Origin of the sequence: Silvibacterium bohemicum (assembly GCF_001006305.1) — a bacterium.
GTDB classification, from domain to species: domain Bacteria; phylum Acidobacteriota; class Terriglobia; order Terriglobales; family Acidobacteriaceae; genus Silvibacterium; species Silvibacterium bohemicum.
In genome coordinates, this window is record NZ_LBHJ01000007.1 from 86,398 (window position 1) to 110,196 (window position 23,799).

Below are 23,799 nucleotides of genomic sequence, written 5' to 3' on the forward strand. Positions count from 1 at the left end.
TCCCCGGGAATTGATCTCTTGTCCATCATGCCCATCCCGACCATACCGATAGAGGCTCCTGACATGCGCATGTCCGCGTGACGAGTGGCCGGTTCATCAATGGTTTCGTATCAGGGCAAGGCTTGAGCCGTGCCGTAAAACGCGCATCCCCCAGGGGCTTTGGCCCCTGAGGGATGAATGAATCGACGAAAAGAGAATTGGCAGCTCTAGTGGCGGAGAAAAGCCACAACCAGCGCTACGATCGCGACCAACAATGCAAGCAGAGCCATCTTGTTGCTCGTCTTCGGCGGCTCAGCGGGAGCTGCCACTGGAGCAGCTACAATCACCGGCGGAGGTACCGGCTTTGGCGCCGGCACGGAGACGAACGCGGCGAAGGCCGCTTCGTCCGTATGACTCAGGCTGAGCGCACCTGCCAGCGGCACTCCATCAAGATTGATACTCGGCTTGCCGCTTTCGTCGTGGAGCACTTCGATCCGCTGCCAATCCACGCCGTAGAGTCCCGGAATCGCTTTGCGGACCGCCTCCTTGGCGCTCCACATCGCAGCGAGACTGGCCTTCGGAGAAGGCTGCAGATGCGCGTATGCAATCTCCTGCCGCGTGAACGTCTGCTGGTAGAAGGGTGCTTCCCAAAGATCGACGGCCTCGGGCATCGCGGCAACGCTCTCGATATCAACGCCGAGACTGACCTCTCCGCTGCCCTTGAGATTCAACGGAGCAGATGGCGCAGCGACATGACCGTTGCCATTGCTTGAAGCGTGGCCCAGGCCGCACAGACTGCAGAGATCTCCGAAGGTGGCGACTTTGTAGACTGCGGGATCGGTGATCGAATACTTCGAGCGAAGCATCACTGCCAGTCGTGCGCGAGCCAGCGAGCCAGCCAGGTTTCCATCCAGAGCCGTGGCTCCGGTAATTCTCGATGCGTCCGTGCGCCCGAGCGTTGCGACAATCTCTTTCAGATCTGTTTCGGTCATCGCGTTAGTATCCTGTCAGGCACACACTGCATAAATACTGGTTGGGAACCGATGATTGCAGCAGGTGCTGATCTTTCTCCCTGAGCTCGGCAACGCTGCGCATGCACCGCGAGCAAGACATCTCTTCCTGCAGCTCCTGCAGTGTGCTCTCATAAGCCTTCATGCGATCCTTCAGGTCGTTCAGGAACAACGCCGCAGTTCGTCCATCGCCCAACTGATGATCGAAGGTGAGCACCAGCTCATACCATCCGTACTGATGCCCGGGGATGAACTGCTCTGCGCCCACACCGAGAATCGCTCCCTGGTTTTCGCTGATCAGCGGAAAGAATCCGGAGATCCCCATGCTGGAGAGATCGCTGATGGTGAAGGTGCCGTTGGCGATCTGAGCCGTCGTCAGCTTGTCGTCCAGATAGGCTTCGGTCAGCTCGCGCATCTGCGTCGTGATCTCAGCCAGCGACAGGGTATCCGCATTCGGAACGACCGCGACCTTCAGGCCGCGTCCGTCATCCATGGCGAAGCCCACATTCACCTGCTTGTATTCAAGCCTCATGCCGTCGCGGTAGGTGGAGTTGAACGCGGGGTATTTCCGCAGCAGCCGGCTTACCTCGTAGAGCATGACCGCGGAGGAGTTGCCGTCGATCTTGCGCTTCGCAATTGCGCGCTGCAATCCGGTGGTGACACAAGTGACCGCAACCGCGCTCTGCACCGCGTTGCTCACTCCCGCGGCCAGATTCATGCCCTCGCGGCGCTTGGCCTTTGAGAGCTTGATCTCTTCGTACGGCTGCGTAGGCAGCGGCGACGCTGCTGCTGCAGCACGCGGGGCAGCGTCACCATAAGCAGGTGCTGGCGACGGCTTCGCAGCAGCGGGGTTCAAGAAGTCGAGGATGTCCTGCTTGCGGACCGCGGACTTGCCGGCGAAGTCCTTCTCCGTCAGTCCATGCTCGCGCATCATCTTCACTGCAAGCGGCGAGAAGCGCTGCCGGTATGCGGTCACCGCAGTAAACTCGGCGGCCAATCCCGCTGTGACTGGGATGGGCTCACGCGAAGGCATCTGCAGCGGAGCACTCGGACCCTTCTTCGGAGTGTCCTCAGCCTCGGCAATCACCGCGGCCGTTGATGTGTTTGCGCCCTTCTTCAAGAAGGGGCCACTCGCGGGAGCTTCCGAAGTGATGGTCGCGATCGGCTCCGACACCGGAACGTCCTCGCCCGCCGCGAAGTGATGATTCAGATATCCCGCCGCCGGAGAATGCACCTCGATGTTGGCCTTGCTGGTCTCGATCTCCGCCAGCAGGGCATCGGCTTCTACCATTGCGCCGTGGTCGGCCAGCCAGCGCACCAGCACCACCGACTCGTCGTTAACATTGTCCCGCTCGAGAGCGACAGGGATCGACAGGCTGCTCATCGCACCAGCTCCAATACTTCCTTAATGACGCGCTCAACATTGGGAAGCACAGCCAGCTCCAGGGGCTTTGCCGAAGGAATGTGCTGCGGATGGGAGTACAGCCGGCGCATCTTGAGACCTCGATCGAGTTCGGCGAAGGATGCCATCAGCTCCGCAGTGAAACCGCAAAAGCCATGTCCTTCTTCGACCAGCAGGGCGCGCCCGCTGTGCTGCAGCAGAGGCAGCATGGCCGCCTTTTGCAGCGGATAGAGCTGCATCACGCAGACCACTTCGATTACAAGATCGTGCTCGGTAAAGAGCCGGTCGACGGCCTGCTCCACGCTGGGCAGCATTCCGCCATAGCAGACCACCGTAGCGTCGGGCTTCGACTCAGACCTCATGTAGCTGAGAGGGAAGCTGTGCCCGCTGTGGAACCACTTGTAGCCTTCGACGGCATCCGGCGAAGCCTTCTCGCCGTAAAGAACCTTGTTCTCGATGACCAGCGTCGGCTTCTGCTCAACCTCGTCACTCAACAGCCGTTCGTATACCGTGGCCGGGTCGAAGCGCTGATGCAGCGCCAGCACCCGCGTGCCTGGAATGCCCAGCAGATGCTTCTCGAGCGATTGGCTGTGCGTCGGACCGTAGCCGCGCATGCCGCCCATCGGCGTTCGCAGTACCAGCGGCGTCTTCACCTGGCCGCCATACATGTATTCGAATTTCGCGGCGTGGTTCAAGATCTGGTCCGAGGCGAGCATGATGAAGTCGCCGAACATCACCTCCAGCACCGGCTTCATCCCAGCAAGCGCCAGTCCGTTGGTGATACCGGTGATGGCCAGCTCGCTGATCGGCGTGTTGCGCACGCGTCCCGGAAAAAGCAGACTCAGATCTTTCGTCGCCTTGAACGCTCCGCCGTATGGACCTTCAATGTCCTCGCCCAGCATGACGACGCGCTCGTCGCGTTCCAGAGCAGCGCGCAGGCCGGCATAGATGCGGTTTACCATGCGTTCGCCGCCGAGGAAGATCGTCTCGGTCCAGGAAGCAACGGGTTCCTCATGTACTTGCTCGAGCGTGTTTGAGAGCGGAGAAGTCTCCGCTCGCTCGACCGCGGCATCGAGAGTTGCCAGCAGACGCGCTTCGATCGGCCCCATAATCTCAGGGAAATCTTTGGCGGCGCGATGAACCAGATCCCGCTCCCAGTAGCTCTCGACCTCCGCCTTCTCGCGGTCGTCGTCGCTCTTGGAATGCGCCATCAGGCGGTAGGTGTCCACGCGTAGGAAGAGCGGCCTGGTCTCGCTGCGCACATAATCCACGGCCTGCCCCATGGTTTCGATCAGCTGCAGCGGATCCCAGGTATCGGCGCGCAGGGTGCGAATGCCGAAGGCCTGCGCACGCGCCTCGATATCTCCGCTCAATGTTTGCTTCTGCGAGGTGCTCTGCGCATAGAGATTGTTTTCGAGCACCACCATCACCGGGATGCCCCACGCCGATGCGATGTTCAGCGTTTCGTATAGAGCGCCTTCACCCAGCGTCCCGTCGCCGACGAAGACCACGGCGATGTCGCCGGTCCCGCGCAGACGCTTGGCATAGGCGATGCCCGAAGCCACCGGCACAATGCCGCCCTGAATGCCGTTGCTGAAGACGTTGCCGTCGCAGATATGCTGGCTGCCGCCGCGTCCGCGACAGATGCCGGCTTCGCGTCCCATGATCTCGGCAAAAAGTCCTTCATAGTTGCCGGTGCGGGCCAGGTAATGCCCGTGGCAGCGATGATTGCTGAAGATGACGTCCCCGGGAGTCAGATGCTCGGCTAACGCTACGCCGGTCCATTCCTGCCCGATACATGTGTGAACGGTTCCGAAAAGGCGACCTTCGCTGAACAGCTTCAAAAGCCGCTGTTCAAACATCCGAATGCCAAGCGCTTTTTCCAAAAGCCTAGGCTCCGGAAGCAGGGCGGGCATGAACTCGCTGAGTGCTGGACTATTAGACATTTGGGTAAAAGGTTTAAGAGGACCAAGGAGAATATACCACGGTAAGGACGTTTGCCAATTACCAAAATTGGTTACTGCTTTCCCTGATCTTCTCTCCCTTCAACATGCCTTTCTCTTATTTGCTGTGTCGGATGCAATTGGAGAGCGTCAAGGCTGTGCGCGATTGCGGAGAAAGTAACTTATAGACTTACACATAACCCGGCGAAGCCGCTTAAATTCCAGATACACGAAAACTGGCTCGGCTCACTCGATTCGCCGCTCCAGCGCGACACGCACCAGTTGACTCCTGGTACGAACCCCGGTTTTCGCGAATAACTGTTGCAACACAGCCTTCACATAGCTCTCGGAGATCTCGAGATACACGGCGATCTCTTTATTGGTGAGGCCTTCGAAGACTCCCTTGAGCACTCCCTGTTCTCTCTCGCTCAGTGAAGGGAAGGCCGGCGTCTGGGTCCGGGTCGCGGTCGAGCCCACCAGAGAATTGAGGCTGCTTGGGTCCATCCAGGCTTCGCCGCGCGCCACCCGATTGATGGCGGTGATCAATTCTGCCGGAGGGTTGTGCTTGAGGAAGACGCCAGCCGCACCTTCTTTGAGAACGCGAAACGTGTCGGCGCCCGAGATGCCAGCGGTCACCATGAGGATCTTCCCGGGGAATCCCTGCTGTCGAAAGCTATGGAGAAACTGAAGGCTGTTTTTCTCGCCAAGATCGAAGTCGAGCAGCACCACATCTACGGAATTTTGCTCGAGCGATTGCAGCGCCTCTTCGGTGGAGGAAAAATTCCCCACCATCGCCAATCCGCTCTCCGCTTCGAGCAGTCTGGCCAACCCCTCGCGGAAGAGCGTATGGTCGTCAACCAGCAACAGTCTGATCTTGTCTTCCATGGGTCACATCCGGGTTACTGTACCGCGGCAATCTCCACGATGAAAATCGCGCCCTCATTTGCCGCCTCGTAACGCAGATCTCCTCCGAAGGACCGCATCAGCGCTCGTGAGAGGTATAAACCCAATCCGGTGGCCTTGGCATTCTGTTGGAAAGGCCGGAACAGTACCTCGGCATTCTTTACGCCTCCGCCATTATCCGCCACGAAAACCAACACCCGCTGTGCCTCCGCTGTCGCAGTGATCAGCACTCTCGCATTGCGTTGATCCTCCAAGGCGCGCTCGCAGTTCTTGGTCAGATTCAAAAACACCTGCATGAGGCTGTGCGGATCTGCCCACACCGGAGGCAGATCGGATGGAATCACCCAATCGACCTCAATGTCCTTCTCGCGGAACGACGGGCCGCTCACGATTCGCAGCTCGTCGAGAAAGGATTGCAGCTCCAGCGATGTGCCTTGTTCTCCGGTCTGGCGGAGCTCCATGGCTGCGATCTTTTCGAGCGCAAGCACCAGAGTCCCCAGAGCCTCGAAGTCGGCATTCTTCGCCAGCGTTCCGCTTCGCGACAGGTTTTCGTGGACGACGGCAATGGCGCCGCAGATATTGCGGATCTCATGGCTGACCGCGCTCACCAGAATGCGCGAGCCCGTCAACAACTGATGCAGACCGGCCTCCTCGCGATCACGCAGCTCCTCGGAGGCGTCAACGACCATCGCCGCCAGCCTCGGACCGGCACTGGTGCGGTAAGTTGAAAACCAGACGTCGGCAATGAACATCGCGCCGTCGTTTCTCCGTCCTTTGCACTGCATCACGGTGCGGAACGATTGCTGCCCCGTCCGCAGATCGGGGATATTGACGAGCGAGGGCAGGTAGGGATCGATGGTCTGCCCGACCAGGCTTCCCGATGGCAGCTCGAACAGCCGATGCGCCGCGTCATTGGCCATGAGCACCGATCCATTCGCATCGGTGGTCAAGATCGCGATGGGACTGCTTTCAACCAGGACCTCCAGCTGCTCCTCGGCATCCCGCCGCGCCTGATTTTCGCGCTCCAGTTCTTCGACGTGAGCGACCGCCGTGCGGCGGCTGGCCCCGACTTCGTGCGCGAAGAGTCCAATACCTGCGAAGGCGGCGAGATAGAGCAGGTCGCGAGGCAGCCCCGATTGGGCCGACCACGTCAATCCATCGAAGAGCTCGGCAAGCAGGGCGCAGACAACTCCCAATAGCGCAACCTGGGCTCGATTCAAGATGCGGCTGGCGAGGACGATCGGCATCAGGTAAAGAAATCCGACCGGAACTTCGGAATTGATCTTCCAGTCGGCCAGCGCGATCAGGGTGATTAGCGATACCACTTGCAGGAGAACGATGGGGCGCCGGATGTGAAGGGAAGGGGAGTTCATCGTGTGGTGCCGGAAAAGAAAGCCCTCGCCCCATAGCCTATTCGTTTCAGAGTTGAATACGAAACGAAGGCATCGAGGAATCAGCGTGACTGACCGAAAGATAGTGTCATGTTTATCGAAAGATCAAGAAGTGAATTTGCTCATTTCAAATACACTAGAGCTGTGATGGGGTCCTTTGCTCCGTGCTGGGCAGCCGGCTTTCTGGGCTGCAGCCGTGACGCGTAATGGGTCATACATAGTGAGGACATGTGCGTAATCTAAAAATCGGGGCGGGGTTCTGCGCAGCGCTGACGTTGGTTCTGCTCACGGCCGGTTGTGAAAAAAAAGGCAGCGATCCGGCAGCGGAAGCGCCTCCACCGACTTCCGTCCAACATGAACAGGGCGTGAATGTCGTCCACGTCGACCGGTCCGAGCGCTTTCCTCTTGTAGCCGCGGTCGCGCGTGAAGCCGCGTCGACATTGAATGTGACCGGCAGCGTCAACCCCGATATCTCGCGCGAGATTCCCATCGTCTCCATCGCATCGGGACGCGTGGTCGCCGTTCATGTCCGCCTCGGCGATTACGTCAAGAAGGGCCAGCTGGTAATGGAGGTGCAGAGTAGCGATATCTCCGGTGCCTTCAACAACTATCTGAAGGCCGTTAACGACGAACATCTTGCGAACACGCAGCTGGAGCGTGCCAAGATCCTTTATGACAAGGGTGCGATCGCCAAGAGCCAGCTCGAAATCGCCCAGGACGGCGAGGACGATGCCAAGGCCAATCTGGTCGCTACCGAAGAGCAGTTGCATGTGCTTGGCATCGACAAGGATCATCCCGGCGAGACAGTGAAGGTCTACTCTCCGGCTTCCGGTTTCATCATTCAGCAGAATGTCACCGAGGCCGCAACCGCGGGTGTCGCTCTCTCCGGATCGGCCAACGCCTTCACCATCGCCGATCTTTCCCACGTCTGGATCATCTGCGACGTCTATGAGAACGATCTCTCGACGGTGCATCTCGGCCAGACCGCCGACATCCGTCTCAATGCTTATCCCGACAAGGCATTCACCGGAACCATCGGCGACATCGGTGCGATTCTCGATCCCAACATACGCACCGGCAAGGTGCGCATTCAGGTCGAGAATCCCGGCAACCTGATGCGCATCGGCATGTTCGCGACAGCGACCTTCCACGGCAAAAAGGCGGAGACTCATACCGCAGTGCCCGCATCGGCCGTGCTTCATCTGCACGACCGCGATTGGGTCTACGTTCCTAACGGCGATGGAAGCTTCAAGCGGCTCGCGGTGCAGGGAGGAGCGATGCTGCCCGGCAACCTGCAGGAGATTTCCACCGGACTCGCGCCCGGCCAGCAGGTCGTTTCCAATGCACTCGAGCTGCAGAATTCGTCGGAGCAATAATGATTCGTGGCCTCGTCGATTTTGCGCTCAATAACCGATGGCTCGTCCTCGGCACGTCGATCCTGCTCTTTGCATGGGGAATCGTCTCTTTCCACAATCTGCCCGTCGAGGCCTATCCAGATGTAGCCAATAACTACGTCGAAGTGATCACGCAGTGGCCGGGCCGCGCTGCCGAAGAGGTCGAGCAGCAAGTCACCATCCCCGTCGAAATTCAGATGGCCGGCATCCCGCACATGGAGCACCTGCGCTCGTTTTCGCTCGCCGGCCTCTCCGATGTGAAGATGATCTTCGACGACGATTCGGTCAATGACTGGAATCGCGAAAAGGTTCTGGAGCGACTCTCGCAAGTCACGCTGCCGGGCAATCTGCAGCCGCAGATCGGCACCGACTGGAGCCCGGTCGGGCAAATCTATTGGTACACCGTGGTCAGCACCAATCCTCAATACGACAACATGGAGCTCAAGTCGATTGAGGATTGGACGCTGGAGAAGCAGTTCAAGTCCGTGCCCGGCGTGGTCGATGTATCGAGCTTCGGCGGTATGACCCGCGAATACCAGGTCCGCATCGATCCCAATAAGCTGGTCTCTTATGGCTTGAGCATCGGCCAGGTCGAACAGCAGCTCGCGAGCAACAATACCAATGCCGGCGGCCAGTTCATCGAACAGGGCCAGCAGCAGATCAACGTCCGCGAAGTCGGCCTGGTGACCAGCGTTGCCGATATCGAAAACACCGTTCTCAAAACGCAGACCGGCACCGCGCTGCGTGTGAAAGACATCGCGACCGTCGTGCAGGGTCCGAAAATCCGCCTCGGCCAGATCGGCAAAGCGACCCATCGCGCCGACGGAAAAGTGCTCGATGACGACGACACCGTCGAAGGCATCGGTTTGCTGCAAAAAGGCGATGATTCGGACAAGGTGCTGGAGGGGATCCACGCCAAGCTGCAGGAGCTGAACGGCGTTCCACCCAAGCCTGCGGACCCCGGCGGCTTCTTCAAGGATGGACATTTCTACAAGCATGCGACGCCTGCCACAGCGGCTCAGCCGGGCCTGCTTCCCGAGGGCGTGAAGGTCGTTCCGTTCCTCGATCGCAGCGATCTGCTCCACTACACGACGCATACGGTGCTGCACAATCTCACCGAAGGCATCGTCCTCGTCGTCATCATCCTCTTTTTCTTTCTCGGCAACGTGCGCGGCGCGCTGATCGTTTCCGTCACCATCCCCTTCGCGCTCCTCTTCGCATCGATCTGTCTCGACCTCCGTCACATTCCGGCCAACCTGCTCTCGCTCGGAGCGCTGGATTTCGGCATGGTGGTCGATGGCGCAGTGGTCATGGTGGAAAATATTGTTCGCCATCTGAGCCGGCGAACCGACAAGCAGCACGGCACCGTCATCGAACAGATTCGCGAAGCGGCGCACGAGGTGCAGCGGCCGGTCTTCTACGCGATCGGCATTATCATTACCGCCTACCTGCCCATCTTCACGCTGCAGGCTGTCGAGGGCCGCCTGTTTCGTCCCATGGCCTGGACGGTAGCCTTCGCTCTCCTGGGAGCGCTGCTCTTTTCCATGGTGCTGGCTCCGGTGCTGTCGAGCTTCCTCTTCTCGAACGGCGCCAAGGAGTGGCACAACCCGCTGATGGTGTGGCTCACCAATCGCTATCGCCACGCTGCCACCTGGGCCATCGAGCATCGCTATGTGACCGTCGGCGTGGCGGTGCTCGCGCTGTGTCTCACCGCCTTCCTGTCGTTCAGCGGCGTCATTGGATCGGAGTTCCTGCCGCATCTCGATGAAGGCGCGATCTGGGTGCGCGGCACGCTTGCCCCCAGCGCCGGACCAACCGAGGGTGTTGCCGTGATGAATCAGGCGCGCGTTTTGCTCGCGACCTTTCCCGAGGTGACGCAGGTGGTCAGCCAGGTAGGCCGACCCGATGACGGCACCGACACGACGGGCTTCTTCAACACCGAATACTTCGTCGACCTGAAGCCCAAGGACAAGTGGCGGCCTGTCTTTCATGAAGACAAGGACGAGCTGATCGCAGCCATGGACCGCGAACTCGAAAAGATGCCGGGCGTGATCTGGAACTTCTCGCAGCCCATCTCCGACAACGTCGAAGAGGCGGTTAGCGGTGTAAAAGGTGAGCTAGCCGTCAAGCTTTACGGTGATGACCTGAAGACGCTGGAATCGATAGGCGATCAGGTGGTCGACACCATGAGCAAGGTGCGCGGCGTCGCCGACCTCGGTCTCTTCCGGGTCATCGGCCAGCCCAACTTGAATTACACCGTCGACCGCGTGGCGGCGGCACGCTTCGGCATTAACGTGGCCGATGTGCAGGACGCGATCCAGACTGCTGTGGGCGGTAACTCGGTTAGTCAGGTGCTGCGCGGCGAAGCGCGTTACGATCTCGTCGTTCGCTATTTGCCGGAATATCGCAATACCGAGGAGGCGATCGGCAACATCCGCCTGCTCTCGCCCTCCGGCGAGCGCGTCTCGCTGGCGCAGCTCACCACCGTCAAGACGGAAGACGGCGCCGAAGAGATCTATCGCGAAGGCGGGCAGCGTTATGTCGCCATCAAGTACAGTGTGCGTGGTCGCGACCTGGGCAGCACGGTGGAAGAGGCGATCCGCCACGTCAATTCGCAAATCAAGCTCCCGCCCGGTTACAAATTCGATTGGGCTGGCGAGTATGAAAGCCAGAAGCGTTCGTCGAAGCGTCTGATGCTGGTGCTTCCGATCACCATCATTTTGATCTTCGTCATTCTATACACGATGTTCAAGTCCGGAAAGTGGGCGCTGTTGATTCTCGGCAACGTCGCGATGGCTCCGCTCGGCGGCATGCTCGCCCTGCTGCTGACTCACACCAACTTCAGCGTGTCCTCGGGAGTCGGCTTCCTCGCTCTGTTCGGTGTATCGGTGCAGACCGGCGTCATCATGCTCGAATACATCAACCAGCTTCGCGTTCGCGGCCGCTCCATTGAAGAGTCCGCCGTGGAAGGCGCGGTGCTGAGGCTGCGGCCCATCATGATGACCATGCTGGTTGCCACCCTGGGCCTGCTCCCGGCGGCCACTTCGCACGGCATCGGCTCGGATTCGCAACGACCCTTCGCCATCGTCATTGTGGGCGGACTGATCGCAGCGCTGGCTATCAACGTGTTTCTGCTGCCGACGCTCTACGTCTGGATCGCGGGAGACGGCGACGTGCTGCCGAATCCGGAGACGGAGTTCGAGAACTAATGAGAAAACTTCGCGCTCTCTTTCTGAAGTCTTTTTTCCGCTCTCATGCACTGACTTCCGCATCGCGATGCGCATGGCTGCTTCTGGCCATCTTCGCGAGCGTATCCGCATTGCAGGCACAGACGGGAACACCCGTGCCGATGACCTTGCAGGAAGTGGTGAGCCTGGCCCGCTCGAAGAACCCCAATCTGCTAGCCGCCCAGCAGAACCTGCTCTCGGTGAAGGCCCAGGAGATTCAGGCCGGGCTTCGGGCCAATCCCGTTCTCACCGGCCTGGGCACCGACGTTACCAACTCCGCATCGAACCCCGCCTCACCCTACAACTACAGCGTGCAGGTGTCGCGACTCTTCGAGCGCGGCGAGAAGCGCCGCTGGAGACTGGATAGCGCACGATCCACAACAGATCAGACGCGCGACCAGTATGCGCTGCAGGAGCAGCAAACCATCTTGTCGGTGAAGCAGGCCTTCACCAACATGCTGCTGGCTAAAGCCGCGTTGAAGCTGGCCCAGGACAACCTGAAGGATTTCCGTCATGAGCTCGACATCAATAAGGCGCGCTACGACGCAGGCGACATCGGCAAGCTGGACTACGAGCGTCTCGACCTGCAGCTTGCGCAGTTCGAAAGCGATGAGACGAATGCCGAGGTCAGCCTGAAACAGGGAAGCTACCAGCTGCAAACGCTGATCGGCATGGACCGCGTCAGCGATAACTTCGACATCCTTGGAGACATCCTGCCGCCGGCGCTGGCCACCACCATGAGCGACCTGGAGCAGCGCGCCCTTGCTGCAAGGCCCGACTACAAGGCCGCCCAGGATGCGATTCGCGTTGCTGATGCCAACGTAAAACTCGCCTACGCCAACGGCACCACCGATCCCACTCTTGAAGGCGAGTACGATCGCGTCGGCACCTTCAATTCTGCGGGCTTCAACATCAGCATTCCGCTGCGCATCTTCGATCGCAACCAGGGGAATAAAGAGACCAGCAAATATGTTGCACAGGCCAGCAGGTTCGGCGAGATCGCAGCCAAGGCGCAGGTTTATTCCGATGTCGATCAGGCGTGGGCGGGATACACCGCCTCCAAAGTATTGGCTGATCGCTATAACGGACACTATCTCGATGAAGCCAAGGATGTGCTCTCCATCGCCCAGTTTGCGTATGAACATGGCGGACTGGCGCTGCTCGATTACCTGAACGCGCTGCAGGAAAATCGCTCAACCACTCTCAATGCGCTGAACGCCGATGCGCAAACCTGGCTGGCCATTCATCAATTGAGCTTTGTCACGGCGACTGACGTCGCCCCGTAGTTCACCGGCGTAATGCCGTAATTTACCGGCGTCGTGTCGTCATTTATAGTTCGGAAATGTCGAAGTCGCGTAGGGAGTTTCTGACTCAAGGCTCGGTCGGGCTTTTGGGAGTAGCGGTAAGTTCTGCAGCAGCGCAGCAGCCGAGTCCCCAGCTTAATGCACAGACGAATCCGCAGCCCGGCGCGCCGCCTGCATTTGGAACCGCGCCTCCAGTCGGGCCTGAAGTCTCTGCGGAGACCTTTGCGCAGGCGGAAAGGCTCGTCGAAGTGGAGATGACTCCGGCCGACCGCGCCGAGGCTGCCAGCAACTGGCGCATGCAGATGGCGCCGTTGTACGAGCGCCGCGTAGGTCCGCGCAAGTTGGCGCTCGAGGCGACGCTCGCACCGGCCACGCAGTGGAATCCCTCGTTGCCCGGCCTTCGCAAATTGCCTGACCGCAACGAATTTGTGCGCAGCGCCGCGAACGCGAATCCACTGCCAGCAACTGAAGAAGACATTGCCTTCGCTCCAGTCACCCAGCTGTCGCGTTGGATCGAAAGCCGCAAGCTGACGGCGATGCAGCTGACGGAGATCTATCTGACTCGCCTGCAGCGTTTCGATCCCAAGCTTCGCTGCGTCATCACTCTGACTCGCGATCACGCGATGGAGCAGGCGCGCCGGGCAGATGCTGAGATTGCCGCCGGGCATTACCGCGGCCCGCTGCACGGCATTCCCTGGGGCGCAAAAGACCTGCTCGATACCGCGAAGATTCCCACCACTTATGGAGCGGAGCCGTACCGCGATCGTATTCCGCTGGAGGACAGCGCCGTCGTGCAGCGGCTCAACGCCGCTGGAGCCATCCTCGTCGCCAAGCTGAGCCTCGGCGCGCTGGCGCTCAACGACATCTGGTTCGGCGGACAGACGATGAATCCGTGGCTGCTCGAAGAAGGCTCATCAGGATCGAGTGCCGGGCCCGGAGCCGCGACCGCAGCCGGTCTTGTGGGCTTTGCCATTGGCAGCGAAACCGGAGGAAGCATCGTCAGCCCGTCGATGCGCTGCGGTGTCACCGGCCTGCGCCCGACCTATGGCCGCGTACCGCGCACCGGAGCCATGACCCTCTGCTGGTCGCTCGATAAGCTTGGTCCGATGGCGCGCAGCGTCGAAGACACCATGCTGGTGCTGAATGCGATCTCCGGCCCCGACGCGGGCGACGTTGCCAGCGTGCCCAGCAAGCTCGATTTCAACGCGGGAGCCAGCGTAACTGGTTTGCGCGTCGGTTATTTTCCTGCATGGATGAAGGAGAATCCTGCTACGGATGTCGACCGCGCCGCGCTCGAAACGGTGAAGAAGCTCGGCATGAAGCCGGTCGAGGTCTCGCTCCCTGACTGGCCGTACGACTCGCTCAACCTCATCCTCTTCGCCGAAGGCGCAGCTGCATTCGAATATCTGACTCTCAGTCATAAGGTCGATGAGTTAAAAGCACAGGTGCCCGATGCGTGGCCCAACGTCTTTCGCCAGGCGCGTTTCCTCTCTGCTGTCGACTTTGTTCAAGCAGACCGGCTTCGCCGCAAGGTCGCTGAAGAGATGGCGCGAGTCTTCTCGCAGGTAGACTTGCTGCTGATTCCGTCGTTGCGCGATGAGATGCTGGTAATCACCAACTTCACTGGCCATCCCTCGCTCACGCTGCGCGCCGGCTTCGTCGAAGTAGCGGAGGCACGCAGCGATTGGGCGCCCGACCCGAAAAGCCCGTTGCCCAAGTTCTCTCCGCCGCGCCGCGTACCGCACGGCGTCACGCTGATTGGGAGGCTCTTCGATGAAGGCACGTTGGCCGAAGCAGGCATCGCTCTCGAGCGCGCCTTCGGAGTCAGCAACGAACGGCCGCAGGGATTCTAGGTGGAAGGCCATTCATCCGCCGCCATCCTGACGACCGGAGGGAGGAAGGATCTCAGCAGTGTTGAATGATAAACATCCGCTGAGATTCTCCACTAGGCTCGGAATGACGCTACCAAGTGGGCTAACACTGTCTTACCGGACCTGTATCGTGCCGGTCAGCTTGATGTCCTTCGACGAATCGCCGATCATCACGTCCACCGGCGTAGCTTCGACCTTGAAGCCGGACGTCTTTTCATCCCAGTAAGCAAGATCCGCACCCCTCAACGCTATCTGCACGGTTTTCGTTTCGTTGGGCTGCACGGTCACGCGCTGGAATCCCTTCAGCGCTTCGTGCGGCCTTTCCACCTTCGAGTGCGGATACTTTATATAGAGCTGGACGACATCATCCCCGGCCCGGCTGCCGGTATTTGTCACATCCACGCTTACATTTACCGTTCCATCCTTGGCCAACTCCGCGGAACTCGTTTTCAGATTGGAATAACGGAAGCTCGTATAGCTGAGTCCATAGCCGAAGGGATAGAGCGGCTCGCCCTTGAAATACATATAGGTGCGGCCATCGCGAATGTTGTAGTCCATCATCGGCGGCTCCTGGTCGAGTGACTTCGGCCAGGTCGTCACCAGGCGTCCGCCCGGGTTGTATTCCCCGAAGAGCACTTTGGCCAACGCCATGCCTTCATCCTGCGAGGAATGAGCCATGTGCAGGATCGCTGGAATATGCGCCTGCGTCCAGTTGATGGCGAAGGGGAAGCTCGATACCAGCATCACGACGGTCTTCGGATTCGCCGCGTAGACCTGCTTTACCAGCTGTTCCTGTTCGAGGTCGATGCTCTCGCGGTCGCGGCCCTCGCGGCCGTCGCTGGCTACGGTGCAGGGAAGCGTGCCGCCTCCATCCCAGTCGGTGTTGTGCCAATCGTGAGCCATATCCGGGCCACAGGTGGGATTGTTGCCGACCACCACCACGGCAACGTCGGAAGATTTCGCCGCGTCGTACGCCGCGTTGCCGATTTCATCGGCCGCATAGTTGACCTTGACGTTCGGCCCCACCGCATCCTTGATGCCTTGCAGAGGAGTCGTCGTATACGGCGGCTTCCCGCCATACCAGTCCCAGTGAATGACATCCGCAAGCGGTCCGATCACCGCGATCGACTTGATCTTGTCTTTATCGAGAGGCAGAAGGTTGTCGGCGTTCTTGAGCAGCACGACGGACTCGAGTGCGATCTTCTTCGATACGTCGCGGTCTCTGTCGGTGTTCCAGGGCTCCGGCGAATCCTTGATCTTCGAATACGGAACCATCGCCTGCGGGTCGAGCAGCCCCAGCCGTATGGTCACGCGGAACTTGGGGCGCAGCAGATCGTCGATCTCCGCTTCGGTGATCTCTCCATCCTTCAGCGCGGCCTTGGTTTCGTCGCTATAGGTATCGAGAAACTGATTGATGCCGGCCTTGAGGCATGCCACCACCGCTTCTTTCTGATTGGCAAAGCGCTTATGCGAGGTCACCAGCAGCTTCACCGCTCCGCCGTCGCTCGAGAGCACGTCGACGCCCCACTTGTCCCGCACGATGCTCTTCAGAATGGGATTGATCGCCATCGGCGTTCCGTTCCACGCGTTGTACGACGCCATCACGCCCTTGGCGCCGCCTTCGAGAAACGCCATGCGGAAGGGAACCGAGTAGTACTCCCAGAAGAGCCGCTCATCGAAGTTCGACGACGAGCTGGTACGGTAATCCTCGTTGCTGTTGGCGAGAAAATGCTTCAGCAGCGCCGCCGCCTGCCAGTACTTCGGGTCGTCTCCCTGCAGGCCCTTGGTGAAAGCCACCGCCATGGTTCCGTTGAAGAACGGATCCTCGCCGTAGACCTCTTCGCTGCGTCCCCAGCGCGGGTCGCGAGCCAGGTCCGACTGCGGCCCCCACAGCATCAGGATCTGGCGATCGTACTTCTCGGTCTGCGTGATGAATCGCGCCTCGTAACCTTGAACTCCGCCCGCCTGCCGCACCAGCTCCGGATCCCACGACTCGCCCATGCCTGGCGGCTGCGGAAATTGCGTGGTGGTGATGACGGAGCGTTCAGCCTTCCCTCCGCCGCGCTGCACCACACCGTGAATGCCTTCAGAGCTGCCGAAGTTGGGAACGCCCAGCCTCGGCACGCCGGTCTTCGTCCCCAGGCAATCGATCTTCTCGTCGACCGTCATCTGCGAAAGCAGGTTGTCGATGCGCTTTTCCATCGGCATTGTCGGATCATTGAATGGGTGGGAGGGTTGCTGCGCATGGGCTGGAACCAGCCCGAGGAAAAAAAGGCCAAGGCTTACAAATCGCATTTTCGTCATGAAAGGTTTCCGTCTCGACTTTTCAACAAATCCCAGCTTCGGATAGGAACGCATCTCGAAAAAGCCTGTTTTGCAGACGCACCAAGGCTAACATGGGCTGACCGTTCCGACCGGCACTGTCAGCCTCCTTACCGGACGGCCTATGATAGGGAACGGATCTCCGGACGATGGCTAGCGTGCCGTGCCGGCGTTTATGATCGGGAACTTCAAGCCGGGAGGAAATGTCATGTCAACGAGCGCGGTGTCGCCCGTCACAGTCAGCAATTATGTGAATGGCAAATGGGTTGAATCGAGCACCTCGGATTGGCTGGATGTCGTGAACCCCGCCACCCATGAGCTGATTGCGCGTGCTCCCTCATCCGGAGCTGCGGAGGTCAACGCAGCCGTTGAGGCTGCCGCCGCCGCGTTTCCCGCGTGGCGCCGCACTCCGGCGGAAGACCGCATCCAGCCGCTCTTCAAACTCAAGATGTTGCTCGAAGATCACATCGACGAGCTGGCCCGGCTCATCTCGCGGGAAAACGGCAAGACCTTCATCGAGGCCAAGGCCGAATTGCGCCGCGCCATCGAAAACGTCGAGGTCGCCTGCGGCATCCCCATGATGATGCAGGGTTCGAACCTTGAAGACGTGGCCCGCGGCATCGACGAGATGATGATCCGCCAGCCGCTCGGCGTGGTCGCCGCCATCACTCCCTTCAATTTTCCGGGCATGATTCCATTCTGGTTTCTGCCCTATGCCATCGCCACGGGCAACACCATTGTCCTCAAGCCCTCCGAGCGCGTCCCGCTGACCATGGCCCGCGCCATGGAGCTGATCGAGCAGACCGGCCTGCCCAAAGGCGTCGTCAATCTGGTGAATGGCGGCAAAGCCGCGGTCGACGCGCTGCTCGACCATCCGAAGATTCGTGCCATCAGCTTTGTAGGATCGACGGCCATCGCGAAATACGTCTATGCGCGTGCCGCGGCGAACGGCAAACGGGCGCAATGCCAGGGCGGCGCGAAGAACCACGTCATCGTGCTCCCCGACGCGGAGATGAAGATGGCGACCCAGATCATCAATGACAGCGCCTTTGGCTGCGCCGGACAGCGTTGCCTCGCGGTCTCCGTGGCTGTGACCATCGGAGACGCGCAGAAGTCCTTCCGCGACTCCATCGTCGAGGCCGCCGCCGCACTCAAGGTTGGCAACGGATTGGAAGACGGCGTTCAGATGGGTCCGGTCATCACGCCGCAGAGCAAGTCGCGCATCGAATCCCTTGTTGCGGCCGGCGAAAAGGAGGGCGCAAAGGTGGTGCTTGATGGGCGCAATCCCAAGGGTTTGACAGGAAACTTCGTGAAGCCCACCATCCTCGACGGCGTTCCAGCAGCCAGCGAGCTGACCGACACGGAAATCTTCGGACCCGTTCTGAGCCTGGTCCATGCCCACGATATGGACGAAGCGCTGGCCTTCCTCGAACGCAGCGCCTATGGAAACCAGGCCTCGCTCTTCACCTCGAGCGGTGCCGCGGCACGGCGTTTCCGTTACGAGGCGCCTGCCGGAAATATCGGCATCAATATAGGTGTCGCCGCTCCCATGGCCTATTTTCCCTTCAGCGGTTGGAAAGGAAGCTTCTTCGGCGATCTTCACGCTCAGGGGCGCGACAGCATCGAGTTTTATACCGACAAAAAAATCGTTGTCGAGCGCTGGGCCAGCGATCACTCGCGCAAGTTCTAGCTGCGTGGCGCATCGCTTTGCAGCTTCGCTTCTGGTGCGCATCGGGGCACTGGAAATCGTCCGGCGCGCATCTATGTAAAGAAGCGGCGAAAGTCGCATGAGGTTTCCAAAAGATGGAGAGCGCATGCTTGAATTGCTAGTTGCCAAGAGCGTGCAGACATCTGTTAGGGTAGCGTCTGCTTGACTGCGTGCGTTTGCGATGGACGGACGATCGACTTACAGGAATTCAAAACGGGTTAAGGTACGAGTGAAAAGGCATCCGAGCATGGAATTCCATATCTCCCGCGCCTCGCGCAAGAAATACGGCATCAACGAGCTGCTGTTCAGCTACACGGGAAATGTCGTCTTCGCGAATGTGGCCGCCAGCCGCGAGCTGGCGAACCGCGTGAACGCGGTCCGTGGCGCGGACCTCGCACCCGAGCGCGTCATGCACGCAGCGGCACTCTTTGCCATGGGGCTGATAGACGAGCTAAGCCACGCCATGATCGCCCGCTACCGCGAAACGCGCGACCCGGGCGTGTTGGCCGAAGCGCTGCGCTGGTTCGGAGAGCGGCAGAATCAGACAGAACTCGAGAAGCTGCTCCGCACCTTTACCGATCTCTTTCCCAATGTCGCCATCTACCGCGGCGAACAGACCGTCGAACAATGGCTCAACGCCGTTACTGCGAACCTGCCCAATCGCGAAGCCGCCTTCGAGGAGTTGATCCTCGCGTGGCTGGCCAACATCAATCCCGCATTCAAACCCTTCCGCGAATTCTTCGACGACCAGGAGCTGCGCGAGAAGACGGTCTACTCGCGGATCACGCCTGACTTCGGAGCCTACTTCGCAACCCGGCCGCCTTTCGTTCCCGACGGGGGATCGCTGCTGGAGGCCCTGCAGGAACCGATGCTGGCTTCGCCCGATTCGCTGACCGGGCAGCTCGCATACATACGGGAAAAGTGGGCGCCCTACCTCGGCGAACATCTGCGCCAGGTGTTGCTCGCCATCGATGTCCTGAAAGAAGAAGATATCGCCATCTGGATGCGCTTCCATCCCCCCTCCGCTTCGAAGTGGCATCAACCGCGCGAAAAGGGATGGGGCTCCGAAGGCTTCCAGGGCAACGAGTTCGTCGGGCTCGGCCACGGCCGGTCGGCTACTGCGCCGTCAGGTCCAGTGGTCCACGAATATGAGGCCTTTAGCCCCGATACGGACTGGATGCCGAATGTGGTGCTCATCGCCAAGAGCACCTATGTCTGGCTCGAACAGCTTTCGAAGAAATTCGGACGGCACATCGAGCGGCTGGATCAGATCCCCGACGAAGAACTGGAGCTGCTGGCCCGCCGCGGCCTCAACGGCCTGTGGCTCATCGGCCTGTGGGAGCGCAGCGACGCCTCGCAAACCATCAAGCGTCTGCGTGGACAAGGCGATGCTGTAGCCTCGGCCTACTCGCTGCGCGACTACGCCATCGCCGAGGACATCGGCGGCTATCTCTCCTACACCAACCTCCGCGACCGCGCCGCGCGCTTCGGCATCCGGCTGGCCAGCGACATGGTTCCGAACCACATGGGCATCGATTCAAACTGGGTCATCGAGCATCCCGACTGGTTTCTCTCGCGCTCCGACAGCCCCTATCCGGTGTATTCCTTCGAGGGGCCGGACGTCTCCAGCGACAGCCGCGTCGAGATCAAGATCGAAGATCACTATTACGATCAGACCGATGCCGCCGTAGTCTTTCGCCGCCGCGACCGCGCCTCGGGGCACACCGCCTACGTTTATCACGGCAACGACGGCACGACCTTCGCCTGGAACGACACCGCGCAGCTCGACTACTCCAAGGCCCACGTTCGCGAGCAGGTGATTCAGACCATTCTGAGTGTGGCGCGGCAGTTTCCCATCATCCGCTTCGACGCCGCGATGACCCTGGCCAAGACTCACGTGCAGCGGCTGTGGTTTCCGCTGCCCGGCTCGGGTGGCTCGATTCCATCCCGCGCCGAGTTCAGCATGACCCAGGAAGAATTCGATGCGCTGATGCCGAACGAATTCTGGCGCGAGGTTGTCGACCGTGTCGCGGCAGAAGTGCCAGGTACGCTGCTCCTCGCCGAAGCCTTTTGGCTGCTCGAGGGATACTTCGTCCGCACCCTGGGCATGCACCGCGTCTACAACAGCGCCTTCATGAACATGCTGCGAGATGAGGAGAACGCGAAGTACCGTTCCTACCTCAAAAAGACCATCGAATTCGATCCAGAAATCCTCAAGCGTTACGTGAACTTCATGAGCAATCCCGATGAACGAACGGCGATTGATCAATTCGGAACAGGGGACAAATATTTCGGCGTCTGCAGCATGATGGCGACCATCCCAGGCCTGCCCATGTTCGGCCACGGCCAGATTGAAGCCTTCACCGAGAAGTACGGCATGGAGTACAAGCGCGCCCGCTACGACGAATCTCCCAACGAGGATCTCGTCGCCCGGCACATGCGCGAGATCGCTCCGCTGCTGAAGCGGCGCGCCGTCTTTGCCGAAAGCGCGCACTTTGCGCTCTACGATTTTTGGACCAGCGACGGCAGCGTGGACGAAAACGTCTTTGCTTATTCAAATCGCCTGGGTGAGGAGCGTGCGCTGATTCTCTTCAATAACCGCTACGGGCAGACGCGCGGGACCGTGCATCACTCCGCAGCAATGATGGACAAGCGAAGCGGCCAACAGGTGCAGATCGCCCTGCCGGATGCGCTGGCTCTGCCGCATGATGGCGGAGCGGTGCTGGCTTACGAAGACACCGCGACCGGCCTCAAGTATCTTCACCGCGCCGAAACGATCCGGGAACGCGGATTCACCATCGAGCTTCATGCCTATCGATATGCGGTGCTTCAGTATTGGCGCGAGATGATCTGCACCGCCGAAAAGCCGTGGGACAAGCTGTGCGACATCCTCGATGGCGTAGGTGTGTACAACCTCGATGAGGCGCTGGAACGGCTGCGCCTGCGCCCTGTCCACGAAGCTCTGAGGAAAGTTCTCAGCCCGGTTGTATTGGAGCCGCTGATCGAAGCCGCGGAGGATAAGCACGACCACCCCACCGCCAAGGACGATCATCGGAAGCTCATCCATGACGGCCGGGGCATCGAGGGTGCCGTAGCCGCCATTGCCGAGGATGCGGAGGAGCTCTACCGCAGCATTGCGGAATTGTCGCCGGATGCTCCTGCTCTCCGCACCCTCGCCGAGTCCGCACCCGAGCGTCTGACGAGGTCGCTCGAAGCTGTGGCCAATCTGCCCCGCCTGGTAAGCAGCTCGCAGCTGGATTGGCCGCCAACCGCGCGCGCCGTTCTGCCCAACAGTCATCCGCTCAAGCGCGCGAGTGCGCTCTGGGCGCCGGTGATCGCATGGAGCGTCTTGCACTCTCTCTCTTCCGACAGCGAAGAGGTGCTGGAGATCTTCGACCGGCTTCAACTCCGCACCGCCCTGGCGGAGGCCTTCTCGAAGCTGGGCCTCGAAGGCGAAGGAGCGTGGCGTGCTGCTGCACGCATTCGCATCCTGCTCTCGGGAAGCTACAAAGGGTCCGGATTACTGATCGAGCCAGGAAAGGCCGCACTCGGATTCTGGCAGGAGCCCGACATTCGCTGGCTGCTCGGCGTCAATGAATCGGAAGGCGTTCTCTACTTCAATAAAGAATGCCTGGAAGAGATGTTCTGGTGGCTGCAGCTTCCCGCTCTGACTACGCAGCTGGAGAGCGGAGCTGTCGACCCGAAAACTCTCTCCGGCGTGCGAAAGCTCTACGAGGCCCAGCTCGCAAAAGCCAAACAGGCGGGCTACAAGCTTCAGGATTATCTGGGCGTCCCTGCAAAGGCAGACAAAACCATGTCGGAAAAGGTTGAGGTCGCTTCGTCAAAAGCAGCGGACAAAGATGCTTTGTCCGAACCGTCTTCACTGCCTGGGAAGTCGCAGAAGCAGACGTTGGAGGAAGAAAGTCTGCCCGATGAGGCTGATATGAAACCTACTGAGGCGAAGAAGAAATAGCCTCTCGAGCGATCGAGAGGCTATTTCTCAGTCGATGCCGAGCTTCTTCTGCATCTGCTCCAGAGTCACGCCCTTGGTCTCGGGATACATGAACAGCACCACGAAGAATTGCAGCGCCATCATGGCCGCGAAGAAGACGAACGGCGTGGCCGTGGAATGTTTCGCCACCCAGGGGAAGGCCAGAGAGATGATGGCGTTCATGATCCAGTGCGAAGAACTGCCCAGGCTCTGACCCTTGGCGCGGACGCGTGTCGGGAAGATCTCGCTGATGTAGACCCAGATCACCGCGCCCTGTGAGATGGAGAAAAAGAAGATAAATCCGACCAGCAGCCAGAGCAGATATGCCTGATGTTGCTGCGTATAGAACACAGCCGCAACTCCGGCCAGTGCGGCCGAAGTGCCAACCGATCCCACCAACAGCAGAGTCTTTCGTCCGAGCTTGTCGATCACCGTCATGGCCAGCATGGTCGCCAGCAGGTTCATCAGGCCCACCAACACCGCCTGCTTGTCGCCGGAAAGTTTGCTGTAGCCCGCGTAGTTGAAGATCGAGGGCAGGTAGTAAAGGATGGCGTTGATGCCCGATAGCTGATTGAAGCTGCCGATGGTGACGGCTAGAAAAATAGGCAGCCAGTATTTCTTCCTGAAAAGCGGTTCGGAGCGTGACGCCCGCTCCAGGTGAATGGAGTCGACGATCTCCTTCAACTCCTCTTCGGAATTGGGCGAGCCCATCATGCGCAGAACTTCGCGGGCCTCGTCGATGCGGCTTTGCGTCACCAGCCAGCGCGAGCTGCGCGGAATGGTAAAGAGCAGGATGAGGAAGAGCAGCGCCGGCGCTCCGGCGACACCCAGCTCCCACCGCCATTCGGCCGCGCCCAGCTTCATTCCGGCGATAAGATAATTCGACGCGTAGGCCAGCATGATGCCCAGCACGACATTGATCTGGAAGAGCCCCACCAACCGCCCGCGCAATTTTGCCGGTGCGAGCTCGGCAATATAGACCGGTCCCAGGACCGACGAACCGCCGATGCCCAGGCCGCCGATAAAACGGAAGCAGATGAGCGCCGGCCAGCTCCACGAGAAAGCGCAGCCGATGGCCGAGATCACGTAAAGGAAGGCCATGATCCGCAGAGCTTCGCGGCCGCCGATCTTCTGCCCCAGCTCGCCCGAGGTCATGGCGCCGATCACCGTGCCAAAGAGCGCGGTCGAGACGGTCAAGCCCAGATTGAAGGGGCTGAGGTGGAAGACATCGCTCAGCTGCTGCGTGGTGCCGGAGATGACCGCGGTGTCGAAGCCGAAGAGCAGGCCGCCGAGCGCGCCGACTAGAGTGCCCTTGGCCAGGTAGTAATTCAATCGCATTCGAGTTGCATTCCTT

General features: G+C 60.0%; 13 protein-coding genes. 6 read left to right on the plus strand and 7 right to left on the minus strand.

All coding sequences use genetic code 11. The annotated features are described in order from the left end of the window. Window positions 1-206: 206 nt before the first annotated feature. The 5 genes from XX99_RS15020 to XX99_RS15040 form a co-directional block, all read right to left on the minus strand. Entirely contained in the window at window positions 207-971 is a 765-nt protein-coding gene (locus XX99_RS15020; protein ID WP_050060228.1) for a 4'-phosphopantetheinyl transferase superfamily protein, read from the minus strand. Window positions 972-975: 4 nt separating this feature from the next. After that, the gene (locus XX99_RS15025; protein ID WP_050060229.1) at window positions 976-2,373 is read right to left on the minus strand and encodes a 2-oxo acid dehydrogenase subunit E2; all 1,398 of its coding nucleotides are present in this window, start codon (window positions 2,371-2,373) and stop codon (window positions 976-978) included. Then, a complete protein-coding gene (locus XX99_RS15030) occupies window positions 2,370-4,277 on the minus strand; it encodes a dehydrogenase E1 component subunit alpha/beta (RefSeq protein ID WP_184085292.1) in 1,908 nt (635 codons plus the stop codon). The genes XX99_RS15025 and XX99_RS15030 overlap by 4 nt, the downstream gene beginning before the upstream one ends. 303 nt (window positions 4,278-4,580) lie before the next feature. Further along, window positions 4,581-5,219 (minus strand): response regulator, encoded by a 639-nt coding sequence (locus XX99_RS15035; RefSeq protein ID WP_050060231.1) that lies wholly within the window; start codon window positions 5,217-5,219, stop codon window positions 4,581-4,583. Window positions 5,220-5,233: 14 nt separating this feature from the next. Next, window positions 5,234-6,610: an ATP-binding protein gene (locus XX99_RS15040; protein WP_050060232.1), complete on the minus strand. Its 1,377-nt coding sequence runs from the start codon at window positions 6,608-6,610 to the stop codon at window positions 5,234-5,236. A gap of 248 nt (window positions 6,611-6,858) precedes the next feature. On the opposite strand from XX99_RS15040, the gene XX99_RS15045 reads away from it, so the two are divergent. Genes XX99_RS15045 through XX99_RS15060 form a run of 4 tightly spaced genes read left to right on the plus strand, consistent with a single transcriptional unit; the run spans window position 6,859 to window position 14,406 of the window. Next, window positions 6,859-8,004 carry an efflux RND transporter periplasmic adaptor subunit gene (locus tag XX99_RS15045; RefSeq protein WP_082125605.1) on the plus strand — a complete coding sequence of 382 codons (1,146 nt, stop codon included), beginning with the start codon at window positions 6,859-6,861 and terminating at the stop codon, window positions 8,002-8,004. Continuing rightward, window positions 8,004-11,231 (plus strand): efflux RND transporter permease subunit, encoded by a 3,228-nt coding sequence (locus XX99_RS15050; RefSeq protein WP_050060233.1) that lies wholly within the window; start codon window positions 8,004-8,006, stop codon window positions 11,229-11,231. The genes XX99_RS15045 and XX99_RS15050 overlap by 1 nt, the downstream gene beginning before the upstream one ends. Further along, window positions 11,231-12,535: a TolC family protein gene (locus tag XX99_RS15055; protein WP_082125606.1), complete on the plus strand. Its 1,305-nt coding sequence runs from the start codon at window positions 11,231-11,233 to the stop codon at window positions 12,533-12,535. The genes XX99_RS15050 and XX99_RS15055 overlap by 1 nt, the downstream gene beginning before the upstream one ends. 56 nt (window positions 12,536-12,591) lie before the next feature. Next, the gene (locus tag XX99_RS15060; protein WP_050060234.1) at window positions 12,592-14,406 is read left to right on the plus strand and encodes an amidase; all 1,815 of its coding nucleotides are present in this window, start codon (window positions 12,592-12,594) and stop codon (window positions 14,404-14,406) included. Window positions 14,407-14,538: 132 nt separating this feature from the next. On the opposite strand, the gene XX99_RS15065 is transcribed toward XX99_RS15060, so the two are convergent. Continuing rightward, entirely contained in the window at window positions 14,539-16,728 is a 2,190-nt protein-coding gene (locus tag XX99_RS15065; protein ID WP_082125607.1) for a glycoside hydrolase family 3 C-terminal domain-containing protein, read from the minus strand. Window positions 16,729-16,954: 226 nt separating this feature from the next. On the opposite strand from XX99_RS15065, the gene XX99_RS15070 reads away from it, so the two are divergent. Next, a complete protein-coding gene (locus XX99_RS15070; RefSeq protein ID WP_050060235.1) occupies window positions 16,955-18,436 on the plus strand; it encodes a CoA-acylating methylmalonate-semialdehyde dehydrogenase in 1,482 nt (493 codons plus the stop codon). Window positions 18,437-18,701: 265 nt separating this feature from the next. Then, window positions 18,702-22,427 carry an alpha-amylase family protein gene (locus XX99_RS15075; protein WP_050060236.1) on the plus strand — a complete coding sequence of 1,242 codons (3,726 nt, stop codon included), beginning with the start codon at window positions 18,702-18,704 and terminating at the stop codon, window positions 22,425-22,427. Between the two features lie 27 nt (window positions 22,428-22,454). On the opposite strand, the gene XX99_RS15080 is transcribed toward XX99_RS15075, so the two are convergent. Next, window positions 22,455-23,783, minus strand: coding sequence for a sugar porter family MFS transporter (locus tag XX99_RS15080; protein WP_050060237.1), 1,329 nt, complete (start codon window positions 23,781-23,783; stop codon window positions 22,455-22,457). Window positions 23,784-23,799 lie beyond the last annotated feature (16 nt).